Below are 12852 nucleotides of genomic sequence, written 5' to 3'. Positions count from 1 at the left end.
CGCGATGCCTGGAAAGCGGGAACTGCGTCACATCGGTTGGCGTTTGCCCGTCAGCGCAGCGTCACGTGGCGGCTGATCAGCGCCCGCAGCGCGGCGGGCTTCACCGGCTTGGCGAGGTAGTCGAGCCCCGCCGCGTGGACTTCCGCCACCAGCTCGGCGCGGGCGTCGGCGCTGATCACCACGCCGGGCACCGGGCCGCCCATGCGGGTGCGCAGCCAGCCCATCAGCTCGGTGCCGGTCTCGCCTTCGTCGAGGTGGTAGTCCACCAGCACCAGTTCCGGGCGCACGGCTTCCTCCAGCAACTGCTCGCACTCCAGGCGGTTGCGCGCGGTCCAGACGCGGCAGCCCCAGCGTGACAGCAGGCTGTCCATGCCGGTGAGGATGCTGTCCTCGTTGTCGATGCACAGCACCTGGGTGCCGTTGAGGGCCTGGCCCGCGCCTTCCTGCGGCTGGCGGGCCGGGGCCGGGCGGGCCTGGCGCGCTATGGGCACGGTGACGCTGAAGACGCTGCCCTTGCCGGGCCAGGAGCGCACCTCCAGCCGGTGGCCGAGCACCCGGCAGAGGCCGTCGGCAATCGCCAGGCCCAGGCCCAGACCCTTCTCGGCGCGGGTCTGGTGGCTGTCGAGGCGCTTGAACTCCTCGAAGATGACCTTGCGCTTGTCCTCGGGGATGCCGGGGCCGCGGTCCCAGACTTCCAGGCGCAGGGCGTCGCCTTCGCGGCGCACGCCCAGCAGCACGTGGCCCTTGGCGTAGCGGAAGGCGTTGGTGAGGAAGTTCTGCAGCACCCGGCGCAGCAGCTTGGCGTCGCTCTCGATGTTCAGCCGGCTGCCGCACAGGCGGAACTGCACGCCCTGTTCCTGGGCCAGGGCCTTGAACTCGGCCCCCAGGGTGTCGAACAGGCTGGCCAGGGGGAAGGTGGTGCGGTCGGGGGTGATGCGGCCGCTTTCCAGGCGCGAGATGTCCAGCAGGTCGGTGATCAGGTCCTCGGCCGAGCGCAGCGAGCTGTCGAGGTGCCCCACCAGTTCACGGGCCTCGGGGGGCAGCGCTTCCAGCTGGTGGGCGAGGGCGGCGGAGAACAGCCGCGCGGCGTTCAGCGGCTGCATCAGGTCGTGGCTGACGGCAGCGAGGAAGCGGGTCTTCGACTGGTTGGCGGCCTCGGCCGTGCCCTTGGCCTCGATCAGCGCCTGGTTCAGCTGGGACAGCTCCTGGGTGCGCTCGACGACGCGCTGCTCCAGGCTTTCGTTGGATTCCTTGAGGGCGTGCTCGGCCTCGCGGAAGGCGGTGATGTCGGTGAAGCTCATGACGAAGCCGCCGCCGGGCATGGGGTTGCCGATCAGCTCGATGACCCGGCCATTGGGGAACATCCGTTCCGAGGTGTGGGCGTTGCCCTGGCGCATCCAGTACAGCCGGCGGGAGACATGGGCTTCGGCATCACCGGGGCCGCAGAGGCCGCGCTCGGCGTTGTAGCGGATGATGTCGGCGATGGGCCGGCCGACGCTGATCAGGCCTTCCGGGTAGTCGAACAGCTCCAGGTAGCGGCGGTTCCAGGCCACCAGGCGCAGGGACTGGTCCACCACGCTGATGCCCTGGGTGATGTTCTCGATGGCGCCCTGCAGCAGGGCGCGGTTGAACTGCAGCACCTCGGAGGCTTCGTCGACGATGCGCACGACATCCTCCACCTGCATCTCGCGGCCTTCGATGGCGGCCTTCACCACCGCGCGGGCGGAGGAGGCGCCGAGCACGCCGGCCAGCAGCCGTTCGGTGTGGGTGATCCAGTCCTGGTTGGCGTTCTGCGTGGGGGTGAAGCTGGTGCCCTGGCGGTAGGCGAAGCGGGCGAAGCTCTGCCGTGCGCGTTCCTCGCCGACGAAGCGGGCGGCAAGCATCAGCAGGTCCTCCACCTGCACCGCCAGCAGCGAGCGGCCGCTGGGGCGTGCCGAGACCACCTGGCCGATGAAGCGGCTGGCCTGCCAGTGTTCGGAGACGCGGGTGCGGGAGAGCACCGAGACCCAGGCGAACAGCAGCCAGTTGCCGGCCAGGGAAATGACCACGCCCTGGGTCTGCGGGTCGATGGGCAGGTGCAGCGGGTTGGCCATCAGCCAGGCCAGGCCGGGGAAGGCCTCCAGCGGCCAGCCGAGGCCGCGCGCCACCAGCGGCAGCACCAGGGTGTAGGCCCAGAGCGCGGAGCCGGTGGCCAGCCCGGCGAACACGCCCCGGCGGTTGGCCTGCTTCCAGTACAGGGCGCCGGCCATGGCCGGGCCGAGCTGGGCGATGGCGGCGAAGGCGATCTGGCCGATGGTGGCCAGGCTCGCGGTGGAACCCAGCAGGCGGTAGCTGACGTAGCCCAGCAGGATGATCACCACGATGCTGATGCGGCGCACCGAGAGCATCCAGTGGCGGAACACCTCGAACGGCCGCTCGGCGTTCTGCCGGCGCAGCAGCCAGGGCAGCAGCATGTCGTTGGAGACCATGGTCGAGAGGGCCACGGCTTCGACGATCACCATGCCGGTGGCCGCCGAGGCGCCACCGATGAAGGCCATCAGGGCCAGCGCCGGGTGGGCCTCGGCCAGGGGCAGGCTGATGACGAAGGAGTCCGGCATCACGCCGGCGGGCAGCAGCATCATGCCGGCCAGGGCGATGGGCACGACGAACAGCGCGGCCAGGGCCAGGTACACCGGGAACACCCAGCGGGCGGTGCGCAGGTCGCGGGCGTCGATGTTCTCCACCACCGCCACGTGGAACTGCCGGGGCAGGCAGACGAAGGCGGTCATGGCCACGGCGGTCTGCACGATGAGCGTCGGCCATTCCACCGGGTGGTTCCAGAAGTTCTCCAGCTGCGGAGCGAGCAGGGCGCGGCGGGTCAGGTCGTCGAAGCCGTCGAAGAGCACGAAGCTGACGTAGGTACCCACCGCGAGGAACGCCAGCAGCTTGATCAGCGATTCGAAGGAAATCGCCATCACCATGCCCCGGTGGTGCTCGGTGGCGTCCAGATTGCGGGTGCCGAAGAGGATGGTGAACAGGGCCAGCACCAGGGACACGATCAATGCCGTGTCCTGGGCGCGGGTGCCGGTGGAGTCCGCGCCGGAGCCCACCAGCAGGTTGACGCCGAGGACGATGCCCTTGAGCTGCAGGGCGATGTAGGGCAGCACGCTGACCAGGCAGATCAGCGCCACCACCACCGCCAGCGCCTGGGACTTGCCGTAGCGGGCGGCGATGAAGTCGGCGATGGAGGTGATGTTCTCCTGCTTGCTGATCAGCACCATCTTCTGCAGCACCCAGGGGGCGAACACCATCAGCAGGATGGGCCCCAGGTAGATGGGCAGGAAGGCCCAGAGCTGCCCGGCGGCCTGGCCGACGGCGCCGAAGAAGGTCCAGCTGGTGCAGTACACCGCCAGCGACAGGCTGAACATCAGGGCACGCGCCCGGGGCGGCATCGGGGCGCTGCGGCGATCGCCGTAGAAGGCGATGCTGAACAGCACCGCCATGTAGAGGAGGGCGACCGCGGCTATCAGCCCGCTGGACAACGACATGCAGACTCCGGAGGAAAAAGGGCGGGCAGGGCCCGGGCACAGGCTGCAGTTTCGCACCAAAGGTCATTTCCGTCAGGCGGCTGCTACCAAGGTCGCAGGCGGACTTGAGCGCCTCTTGCCGGGCTGTTAGCTTGGCTTGCCGCGCCGGGCCTGGAGCCCGCGCCGCAGCCCTGCCAGGCAACCGCGTCCGGTTGTCGCGTAGAACGGGCAGGGGTTATTCGCCTGAGGAGGGTGCAGATGTTCAATCCGCAACCGGTCACCCTGCAGCGTGGCGCATTGCGCCTGGAGCCACTGGGGGAGGCCGATGTCAGCGAGCTGGCGGCCCTGGCCGAAGCCAATCGCAACGAACTGGTCTACATGAGCGGCCCGCTGCGGCCGGACTGGTACCGCCAGGGCATTGCCCAGCAGCGCGAAGGCCAGGCCGTGGTGTTCGCCATCCGCCTGGGTGACCGCCTGGTGGGCACCAGCCGATTCGCCGAATTCATGCCGGCCCTGCCCGCCGTGGAGATCGGCTGGACCTGGCTGGCCGGCAGCGAGCACGGCACCGGCCTCAACGCCTCGGTCAAGTACCTGATGCTGCGCCACGCCTTCGAGGAGTGGCAGGTGGTGCGGGTGCAGCTGAAGACCGCCGGCAGCAACCTGCGCTCGCAACGGGCCATCGAGAAGCTCGGCGCGGTGCGCGAGGGTGTGCTGCGCAACCACCGTCGCCTGGCCGACGGGCGCCTGGACGACAGTGTGATGTTCAGCATCACCGACCACGAGTGGCCGGCGGTGAAGCAGGCCCTGGAAGCTGCATTCGTCCAATGAGCACCGGCGGTGAGCGCACGCGCTTCTGGCAGGCCAGTGCGCTGAGCGGGGTCGAGCTCCTGCATGCGCGCTACATCCAGCATCGCTTCTCGCCCCACGTGCACGAAGGCTACGTCTTCACCATCCTCGAGTCCGGCGCCCAGCGCTTCCGCCATCGCGGCAGCGACCACCTGGCCGCCGTCGGCAGCATGGTGCTGATCAACCCGGACGAGCTGCACACCGGCTCCAAGGCCCACGAGGAAGGCTGGCGCTACCGGGGGTTCTACCCCGACCTGCACCGGGTGACCGATGTGCTGGACGAGCTGGAGATCGCCACCGGCGGCCTGCCCACCTTCGCCGACAGCGTGCTACATGACCCCGAGGTGACCCGCCGCTTCCTCGACCTGCACTGCCTGCTGGAGCGCAATGCCTCCGCCCTGGAGCAGCAGGTGGCCTGGCGCGAGGCGATCCTGCTGCTGTTCAGCCGCCACGCGCGCATCGGTGCGCCACGGCCGGCGGGGCAGGAGCCCCAGGCCGTGGCGCTGGCCCGCGAGGTGCTGGCGGCGCGCCTGGCCTCGCCGCCATCCCTGGAGGAACTGGCGGCCCTGGTGGGGCTTTCGCCGTTCCACTTCGCCCGGGTCTTCCAGCGCGCCACCGGGATGCCGCCCCACGCGTGGCTCAAGCAGCGTCGCCTGGAGCAGGCGCGGGCCATGCTGCGCAGCGGTTGCGCGCCGTTGTCGGTGGCGATGCAGCTGGGCTTTGCCGACCAGAGCCACCTGACCCGTCAGTTCAAGCAGACCTATGGTGTAGGTCCCGGCGAATACCGGACCGCCAGCGCAAGATCGTTCAAGACCGACTGAGCGCCGGCTGGCAGAGTACGGGGACAAGGAGAATCCCATGTCCCGCTCTACAGAATTCCTCCGTGGCGTTCGCGACATCGTGCCGATGCTCATTGGCGCCATGCCCTTCGGCATCATCTACGGCACCCTGGCCGCCGGGGCTGGCCTCGATGCCTGGCAGACCCTCGGCATGTCCCTGCTGGTGTTCGCCGGCTCGGCCCAGTTCATCGCCATCACCCTGCTGGGCGGTGGTGCCGGGGTGGCGGTGGTGCTGCTCACCACCCTGGTGGTGAACCTGCGCCACGCCCTCTACAGCGCCACCCTGCAACCCTTCGTGCGGCACCTGCCGCGGCGCTGGCGCCTGCTGCTGGCCTTCTGGCTCACCGACGAGGCGTTCGCCGTGGTGCAGCACCGTTATGCGGAGGAGGACGACTCGCCGCTCAAGCACTGGTACTTCCTCGGCGCTGCGCTGGCGATGTACCTGAGCTGGGTGTCCTACACCCTGGTGGGTGTGGTGTTCGGCCAGGCGGTGCCCAATCTCGCGGCCTGGGGGCTGGACTTCGCCATGCTGGCGACCTTCATCGGCATCGTCGTACCCATGCTGCGCAACCGTCCGCAGGTGGCGGCGGCGCTGGTGGCCGGTGCGGTGGCGGTGGCGTGCCAGGGCCTGCCCTACAAACTCGGGCTGATGGCGGCGGCGCTGGCCGGCATCGTGGTGGGCGTGGTGCTGGAGCGCCGTGATCGCCTGGATCTGCTGGGGGAGGCCCTGTGATGGAAACCTGGTTGCTGATCCTCGGCATGGCCGCGATCACCTTCGCCATTCGCTACAGCCTGTTCGCCTGGCCGGACCTGCGCTTCCCGCCGGTGGTGCGCCAGGGGTTGCACTACGTGCCCACGGCAGTGCTCACCGCCATCGTGGTGCCGGGCATGCTGATGCCTGACGGCGAGCACCTGGCCCTGGCGCTGGACAACGCCTACCTGCTGGGCGGATTGGGCTGCATCCTCATCGCCGCGCTGACCCGGCACCTGCTGGCGACCATCCTCGGTGGGCTGCTGCTGTTCTTCGCACTGCGGGCGTACCTGGGGCAGTTGCCGATCTAGGCTATAAATCCGCGCCGTTTCAAACATCCTCGCGGCAGATGTGGCTTTCCGACCGGGTCCTGATGTCCAATCAGCGACGTGCGATTCCCTGCGGGGCGCATTCTCGCCAACCATCAGGTACCAAGGACGATGAGCCAACATTCGCAATTCGCTCTGCTGGGCACGCGGCGCTTCCTGCCGTTCTTCGTGACCCAGCTGCTCGGGGCCTTCAACGACAACATCTTCAAGCAATCGCTGATCCTGGCGATCCTCTACAAGCTGGCGATCTCCGGCGACAAGGGGATCTACGTCAACCTCTGCGCGCTGTTGTTCATCCTGCCGTTCTTCCTGTTTTCCGCCCTGGGTGGCCAGTTCGGCGAGAAGTACGCCAAGGACGCCCTGATCCGCGCCATCAAGCTGGCGGAGATCGCCATCATGGCGGTCGGTGCGCTGGGCTTCTTCTTCGACAACCTCTGGCTCCTGCTGGCGGCGCTGTTCGCCATGGGCACCCACTCGGCGCTGTTCGGCCCGGTCAAGTACTCGATCCTGCCCCAGGCCCTGCGCGAGCAGGAGCTGGTGGGGGGCAACGCGCTGGTGGAGATGGGCACCTTCCTGGCGATCCTCGCCGGCACCATCGGCGCGGGCGTCATGATGTCCGCGTCGCACTACGAGCCGATCGTGGCCGGTGCCATCCTGCTCACCGCCTGCCTGGGCTACCTGGCCAGCCGGGGCATTCCCCGTGCGGCGGCGGCCATGCCGGAGCTGAAGCTGGAGTGGAACATCTTCGTGCAGTCCTGGCGCATCCTGCGGCTGGGCCTGGAGCAGCGGCCGTCGGTGTCGCGCTCGCTGGTGGGCAACTCCTGGTTCTGGTTCCTCGGCGCCATCTACCTGACGCAGATCCCGGCCTACTCGAAGGACCTGCTGTACGGCGACGAGAGCGTGGTGACGCTGATCCTCACGGTGTTCTCGGTGGGCATCGCCATGGGGTCGATGCTTTGCGAGCGCCTTTCCGGCGGCAAGGTGGAAATCGGCCTGGTGCCCTTCGGCTCCATCGGCCTGACGGTGTTCGGCATCCTGCTGTGGTGGCACTCCGGCGGCTTCCCCCAGGGATCCCAGCCCCATGACTGGCTGGCCGTGCTGAGCGAGCCGCAGGCGTGGATGATCCTGGCGGACATCTTCGGCATCGGCCTATTCGGCGGCTTCTACATCGTGCCGCTGTATGCGCTGATCCAGTCGCGCACCGCGGAGAACGAGCGGGCGCGGGTGATTGCGGCCAACAACATCCTCAACGCCTTGTTCATGGTGGTTTCGGCCATCGCCTCGATCCTGTTCCTGAGCGTGGCCAAGCTGTCGATCCCGCAGCTGTTCCTGGTGGTGTCGCTGATGAACATCGCGGTGAACAGCTACATCTTCAAGATCGTCCCCGAGTTCAGCATGCGCTTTCTGGTGTGGCTGCTCGGCCACTCCATGTACCGCGTGCACCATCGCGGCCTGGAGGCGATCCCGGAGGAGGGCGCGGCGCTGCTGGTATGCAACCACGTGTCCTTCGTCGATGCGCTGCTGATCGGTGGCGCGGTGCGCCGGCCGGTGCGCTTCGTCATGTACTACAAGATCTACAACCTGCCGGTGCTCAACTTCATCTTCCGCACGGCCGGCACCGTGCCGATCGCCGGCCGCAGCGAGGACCTGCTGGTCTACGACCGCGCCTTCAAGAAGATCGACGAGTACCTGAAGGCGGGCGAGGTGGTGTGCATCTTCCCCGAGGGCAAGCTGACCGGCGATGGCGAGATGAACGAGTTCAAGAGCGGCGTGGAGCGCATCCTCGAACAGAACCCGGTGCCGGTGATCCCGATGGCGCTGCAGGGCCTGTGGGGCAGCTTCTTCAGCCGCGACCCGAACAAAGGCCTGTTCAAGCGCTTCTGGTCCCACATCAACCTGGTGGCTGGCCCGGCACTGGCGCCGGAGACGGTGGACCGCCTCAGCCTGCAGGCATCGGTGGCGGCGCTGCGTGGTGAGGTGCGCTGAGCGATCCGGAACGAAAAAAGCCCGCCGGAAGGCGGGCTTTTTCATGGGCGCGATTCAGGTGCTCATCTTGAGCCCGATCAGCCCGCAGATGATCAGCGCGACGCTGCCCAGGCGCATCAGCGCGACCGACTCGCCGAACAGGATGACGCCGGCGATGACGGTGCCGACGGCGCCGATGCCGGTCCAGATCGCGTAGGCGGTACCCAGGGGCAATTGCTTCATGGCCAGGCCCAGGAGGCCGAGGCTGATGGCCATGGCCAGCACGGTGAGGGCGGTGGGCAGCGGGCGGGTGAAGCCTTCGGTGTATTTCAGGCCGACGGCCCAACCCACTTCGAACAGGCCGGCGAAGAACAGGATGATCCAGGACATGGTGACCTCCAGAGGGGGACGGAATGTGGGGGCCGTCCCCGGGTGGTCACTGCAGCGCCGCACTGAAGGCGTGGCTGGAAGTGGCAGGGCCGTCCCTGCGTTTGCGCAGTATTTTGCACATCCTGCCCGTGCGGACAAGTCCGTACGGGCAGGCGGTTGTCAGTCAATGGTGTGCGGGACGGTCAGAATCGGGTTCGCTCATGCGTCGGAAGATCGCGGCTAGCAGTGAGCCGGACAGGTTGTGCCAAACGCTGAACAGCGCGCTCGGCACGGCGGCCAGGGGGGAGAAATGGGCGTTGGCCAGGGCTGCTCCGAGCCCGGAGTTCTGCATGCCGACCTCGATGGAGAGAGTCTTGCGCTGGGCCAGCGGCAGGCCGAAGACGCGGCCGGCGAGGTAGCCCAACGCCAGGCCGAAGCCGTTGTGCAGCACCACCACCGCCATGATCAGCAGGCCGGACTCGGCGATCTTGGCCTGGCTGGCGGCAACGACGCCGGCCACGATGGCGACGATGCACAGCACCGACACCAGTGGCAGCACCTGCTCGGCCACCTGCACCCGCGCACCCAGCAGGCGTTGCACGATGAAGCCGAGGGCGATGGGCACCAGCACCACCTGCAGGATGGACATGAACAGGGCGCTGAACTGCACCGGTAGCCAGGCCGAAGCCAGCAGCCAGATCAGCGCGGGCGTGACCAGCGGCGCCAGCAGGGTGGTGACGGCGGTGATGGCGACGGACAGGGCCACGTCCCCGCGGGAGAACCAGGCCATCACGTTCGAGGCGGTGCCGCCGGGGCAGCAGCCGACCAGGATGACGCCGACGGCGATTTCCGGCGGCAACTGCAGTAACCGACAGAGCAGCCAGGCCAGGCCCGGCATGATGATGAACTGGGCAAGCACGCCGATCAGCACCCACAGCGGCCGCCGCGCGACTTCGCGGAAGTCCGCTGCCTTCAGTGTCAGGCCCATGCCGAACATCACCAGCCCCAGCAACGGCACGATCCATTGGGTGATCGGCAGGAAGGGGGCCGGGACGCAGAACGCCAGCACAGCGAACAGCAGGATCCAGAGGGCGAAGGTGTTGCCGACGAAGCGGCTCAAGGCAGCGAGGGCGCGCATGGTCATTCCTTGTCGTTATCGTGAAAACGCCGGCTCTGGGCCGGCGCTTCGGGAGGGTCAGATGCCCTGGGGTATCTCTTCGCCGCCGAGGGCGTCGAGCAACTGGGGCAGGAACTCCACCAGCGTCAGCATCATCAGGGTGAAGCTGGCGTCCAACTGGGCGAGGGCGTCTTCGCCGCCGTCCTGCTCGGCTTTCTCCTGCAGCAGGTCTTCGAAGCGCAAGCGCTTGATCACCAGCTTGTCGTCGAGGATGAAGGAGAGCTTGTCCTGCCAGGCCAGGGACAGCTGGGTGACCAGCTTGCCGGAGGAGAGGTGCAGCTGGATCTCGTCACTGGTCAGGTCCTGGCGCTTGCAGCGCACCACGCCGCCGTCTTCGTCGGTGTCACGCAGCTCGCATTCGTCGAGGACGTAGAAGTCCTTGGCGGCTTCCTGGGTCTTGACCCACTCGGTGAGGGTGGCGGTGGGGGCGATCTTCACCGAGGCCGGGCGCACCGGCAGCGAGCCGATGGCTTCGCGCAGGGTGGAGAGCAGGTCCTCGGCACGCTTCGGGCTGGAGGCGTCCACCAGGATCAGGCCCTGGGCCGGGGCGATGGCGGCGAAGGTGGCCGACTTGCGGATGAAGGCGCGCGGCAGCAGGGTCTGGACGATCTCGTCCTTGAGCTGGTCGCGCTCCTTCTTGTAGACCTTGCGCATCTGCTGGGTCTCGATCTCGTCGACCTTCTCCTTCAGCGCATCACGTACCACGCTGCCGGGCAGGATGCGTTCCTCCTTGCGAGCGGCCACCAGCATGAAGCCCTCGCTCACGTGGACCAGCGGCGCGTCCGCACCTTTGCCGAAGGGCGCCACGAAGCCGTAGGTGGTCAGTTCCTGGCTGGCGCAGGGGCGCGCGGGCTTGGTGGCCAGGGCGGCCTCCAGGGCGTCGGCGTCGAAGGGCACATCCTGGGTGAGGCGGTAGACGAGCAGGTTGCGGAACCACATAAGAGGAACTCTCCGGAAACAAAGGCCGCATTATTCTCGTCCCGGGCCTGCAGGCCAACCCTGCGCTAAGCCTTTGGAACGGCTGAAAAAATTTTTTGAAAAAGGGCTTGCCAGAGTTCGAATGCATCCCTAGAATGCGCACCACTTCGAGAGTGAAGGGTGATTAGCTCAGCCGGGAGAGCATCTGCCTTACAAGCAGAGGGTCGGCGGTTCGATCCCGTCATCACCCACCAATCTCGGGGTAACGCGCAGCGGTAGTTCAGTCGGTTAGAATACCGGCCTGTCACGCCGGGGGTCGCGGGTTCGAGTCCCGTCCGCTGCGCCATATACAAAGCCCTCAGGTAGCGATACCTGAGGGCTTTTTCGTTCGTCCCGGTTTTTTCGGTGCGGTTCCGGCCCAGGTGATTGGTGGCGAAAAGCCGCAAAATCCTCGCCCTGGCGCTGAACTTATTCCCCTGTTTTCGATCCTAAGTGCCCATAGCCACTGATCGCAGCGGCCTGCTAAGCTCGCCGCTTCTTCGAACATGCCCTCACGGCGTACAGATAAGGAATCAGCATGAAACAAACTCGGTTGGCGGCAGCGGTGGCCCTGGTGGGCCTGGTGCTCGCAGGCTGCGACTCCCAGACCAGCAGCGTCGAGCTGAAGACCCCGGCCCAGAAGGCGTCCTATGGCATCGGCCTGAACATGGGCAAGAGCCTCGCCCAGGAAGGCATGGACGACCTGGATTCCAAAGCCGTCGCCCTGGGTATCGAAGACGCCATCGGCAAGAAGGACCAGCGCCTGAAGGATGAAGAGCTGGTCGAAGCCTTCGCCTTCCTGCAGAAGCGTGCCGAAGAGCGCATGACCAAGCTGAACGAAGAGTCCGCCAAGGCGGGCAAGAAGTTCCTGGAAGAGAACGGCAAGCGCAAGGAAGTCACCACCACCGCTTCCGGCCTGCAGTACGAAGTGATCAAGAAGGCCGACGGCGCCCAGCCCAAGCCCACCGACGTGGTCACTGTCCACTACGAAGGCAAGCTGACCGACGGCACCGTGTTCGACAGCTCCATCCAGCGTGGCAGCCCGATCGACCTGCCGGTGAGCGGCGTGATCCCCGGTTGGGTGGAAGGCCTGCAACTGATGCACGTCGGCGAGAAGTACAAGCTGTACATCCCGTCCGAGCTGGCTTACGGCGCGCAGAGCCCGAGCCCGGCGATCCCGGCCAACTCGGTCCTGGTCTTCGACCTGGAACTGATCGGCATCAAGGATCAGGCCGCTGACCAGGGTGCTGCTCCGCAGCAGTAATGCCCGGTCGACCAAGACGCCCCGCCTAGCGGGGCGTTTTCGTTTGTGCCTTTCTTTCGATAGGCGCTCCTGACCGTAACGAGACTGCGGGTTACCAAACGAACCCCGGCTCGACCGGCAGGTCTGAAAGGGGGTGGAGGCACGCCACCCTGTTACGGTTATGCACATGGTCGTGCAGTCACGGATTTGTCACTGCGACGGGCTGCCGCAGCGACTGGACAAAAAATCAACTGGTTGATTTAGCTGGCTTTTTCGGCGTGGCGAAAAAATCGCCGATCTGAGCGGAGGCCTCGTGGCGCGGGGCTTTCATGGCGTAATCAATACACTGTCAACAAGGTTATCCACAGGATCTGTGAGTAACCGCGGAAGAGCCCGTCCCATGCGGTTCGGAGAGTCGAGACGATGAAGGCACCCTGGAATTTCGAACGTTACCTGCCCCTGGCCGGCCGATTCCTGGCCCGCGGACGTCTACCGGCCTTGCTGTTGGCCGTCACCCGAAAGAGTGCCCGCCAAGGTGGTCGTCTGGGTGGGGCACGGGAGGACCTGAAGCTGCTGATGGCGCTCTGCGTGGCACGGGTTCGCGGGCAGTATCGGGATCTGAGCCCCAAGGCGCTGCTGTCGGTGGTGGCCGGGCTGGTCTACTTCCTGACGCCGGTGGATGCGATCCCCGATTGGGTGCTGGGGGCGGGCCTGATCGACGACCTTGCGGTGCTGGCCTGGGTCATGCGCACCTGGGGCCAGGAGCTGGAGGCATTCCGCCGCTGGCGCTATGCCCAGGCACCGGAGGTGGTGGCGCGTCTGGAGCAACTCCCCGCACCGCAGGAACTGTCGGAGGAATTCAGCTGATCC

At 66.9% G+C, this 12852-nt stretch carries 11 protein-coding genes and 2 tRNA genes; 9 read left to right on the top strand and 4 right to left on the bottom strand.

Going from position 1 to position 12852, the window contains the following annotated elements; all coding sequences use genetic code 11:
- Positions 1–50: 50 nt before the first annotated feature.
- On the bottom strand, positions 51–3527 hold the full coding sequence (locus BM198_RS07500; protein ID WP_074968957.1) for a hybrid sensor histidine kinase/response regulator: 3477 nt from the start codon (positions 3525–3527) through the stop codon (positions 51–53).
- Positions 3528–3764: 237 nt separating this feature from the next.
- Here BM198_RS07500 and BM198_RS07495 point away from each other — a divergent pair, with 237 nt between their 5' ends.
- The 5 genes from BM198_RS07495 (at position 3765) to BM198_RS07475 (ending at position 8257) form a co-directional block, all read left to right on the top strand.
- Positions 3765–4334 (top strand): GNAT family N-acetyltransferase, encoded by a 570-nt coding sequence (locus BM198_RS07495; RefSeq protein ID WP_074968955.1) that lies wholly within the window; start codon positions 3765–3767, stop codon positions 4332–4334.
- On the top strand, positions 4331–5173 hold the full coding sequence (locus BM198_RS07490; protein ID WP_074968953.1) for a helix-turn-helix transcriptional regulator: 843 nt from the start codon (positions 4331–4333) through the stop codon (positions 5171–5173). Before BM198_RS07495 ends, BM198_RS07490 begins: the two co-directional genes overlap by 4 nt.
- A gap of 37 nt (positions 5174–5210) precedes the next feature.
- A complete protein-coding gene (locus BM198_RS07485; RefSeq protein ID WP_074968951.1) occupies positions 5211–5924 on the top strand; it encodes an AzlC family ABC transporter permease in 714 nt (237 codons plus the stop codon).
- Positions 5924–6253: an AzlD domain-containing protein gene (locus BM198_RS07480; protein ID WP_074968949.1), complete on the top strand. Its 330-nt coding sequence runs from the start codon at positions 5924–5926 to the stop codon at positions 6251–6253. The genes BM198_RS07485 and BM198_RS07480 overlap by 1 nt, the downstream gene beginning before the upstream one ends.
- 129 nt (positions 6254–6382) lie before the next feature.
- On the top strand, positions 6383–8257 hold the full coding sequence (locus tag BM198_RS07475; protein ID WP_074968947.1) for an MFS transporter: 1875 nt from the start codon (positions 6383–6385) through the stop codon (positions 8255–8257).
- A 54-nt stretch (positions 8258–8311) separates the two neighbouring features.
- On the opposite strand, the gene sugE is transcribed toward BM198_RS07475, so the two are convergent.
- The 3 genes from sugE to rdgC all read right to left on the bottom strand — a co-directional run bounded on the left by sugE (position 8312) and on the right by rdgC (position 10721).
- Positions 8312–8626 carry a quaternary ammonium compound efflux SMR transporter SugE gene (gene sugE / locus BM198_RS07470; protein ID WP_044406178.1) on the bottom strand — a complete coding sequence of 105 codons (315 nt, stop codon included), beginning with the start codon at positions 8624–8626 and terminating at the stop codon, positions 8312–8314.
- A 163-nt stretch (positions 8627–8789) separates the two neighbouring features.
- The gene (locus tag BM198_RS07465; protein WP_074968945.1) at positions 8790–9743 is read right to left on the bottom strand and encodes a bile acid:sodium symporter family protein; all 954 of its coding nucleotides are present in this window, start codon (positions 9741–9743) and stop codon (positions 8790–8792) included.
- A gap of 57 nt (positions 9744–9800) precedes the next feature.
- Positions 9801–10721, bottom strand: coding sequence for a recombination-associated protein RdgC (rdgC, locus tag BM198_RS07460; RefSeq protein WP_044406173.1), 921 nt, complete (start codon positions 10719–10721; stop codon positions 9801–9803).
- A 157-nt stretch (positions 10722–10878) separates the two neighbouring features.
- Between rdgC and BM198_RS07455 the strand changes: the two genes are divergently transcribed.
- The 4 genes from BM198_RS07455 to BM198_RS07440 all read left to right on the top strand — a co-directional run bounded on the left by BM198_RS07455 (position 10879) and on the right by BM198_RS07440 (position 12849).
- A tRNA-Val gene (locus BM198_RS07455) sits at positions 10879–10954 on the top strand.
- 15 nt (positions 10955–10969) lie between these two features.
- Positions 10970–11046 (top strand) — tRNA-Asp (locus BM198_RS07450).
- A gap of 231 nt (positions 11047–11277) precedes the next feature.
- On the top strand, positions 11278–12003 hold the full coding sequence (locus BM198_RS07445) for a BamJ family beta-barrel-assembly machinery protein (protein ID WP_044406170.1): 726 nt from the start codon (positions 11278–11280) through the stop codon (positions 12001–12003).
- A gap of 402 nt (positions 12004–12405) precedes the next feature.
- Complete coding sequence (locus tag BM198_RS07440; protein WP_074968943.1) at positions 12406–12849, top strand: YkvA family protein; 444 nt, start codon at positions 12406–12408, stop codon at positions 12847–12849.
- Positions 12850–12852: the final 3 nt, after the last annotated feature.

Origin of the sequence: Metapseudomonas otitidis (genome assembly GCF_900111835.1) — a bacterium.
GTDB lineage: Bacteria > Pseudomonadota > Gammaproteobacteria > Pseudomonadales > Pseudomonadaceae > Metapseudomonas > Metapseudomonas otitidis.
This window is presented reverse-complemented; position numbering and strand designations above follow the sequence as displayed.

Bases quoted from the DNA above. Each gene is read 5' to 3' on its own strand.
- BM198_RS07500 (WP_074968957.1), bottom strand. From the start codon at position 3,527: ATGTCGTTGTCCAGCGGGCTGATAGCCGCGGTCGCCCTCCTCTACATG.
- BM198_RS07495 (WP_074968955.1), top strand. From the start codon at position 3,765: ATGTTCAATCCGCAACCGGTCACCCTGCAGCGTGGCGCATTGCGCCTG.
- BM198_RS07490 (WP_074968953.1), top strand. From the start codon at position 4,331: ATGAGCACCGGCGGTGAGCGCACGCGCTTCTGGCAGGCCAGTGCGCTG.
- BM198_RS07485 (WP_074968951.1), top strand. From the start codon at position 5,211: ATGTCCCGCTCTACAGAATTCCTCCGTGGCGTTCGCGACATCGTGCCG.
- BM198_RS07480 (WP_074968949.1), top strand. From the start codon at position 5,924: ATGGAAACCTGGTTGCTGATCCTCGGCATGGCCGCGATCACCTTCGCC.
- BM198_RS07475 (WP_074968947.1), top strand. From the start codon at position 6,383: ATGAGCCAACATTCGCAATTCGCTCTGCTGGGCACGCGGCGCTTCCTG.
- sugE (WP_044406178.1), bottom strand. From the start codon at position 8,626: ATGTCCTGGATCATCCTGTTCTTCGCCGGCCTGTTCGAAGTGGGTTGG.
- BM198_RS07465 (WP_074968945.1), bottom strand. From the start codon at position 9,743: ATGCGCGCCCTCGCTGCCTTGAGCCGCTTCGTCGGCAACACCTTCGCC.
- rdgC (WP_044406173.1), bottom strand. From the start codon at position 10,721: ATGTGGTTCCGCAACCTGCTCGTCTACCGCCTCACCCAGGATGTGCCC.
- BM198_RS07445 (WP_044406170.1), top strand. From the start codon at position 11,278: ATGAAACAAACTCGGTTGGCGGCAGCGGTGGCCCTGGTGGGCCTGGTG.
- BM198_RS07440 (WP_074968943.1), top strand. From the start codon at position 12,406: ATGAAGGCACCCTGGAATTTCGAACGTTACCTGCCCCTGGCCGGCCGA.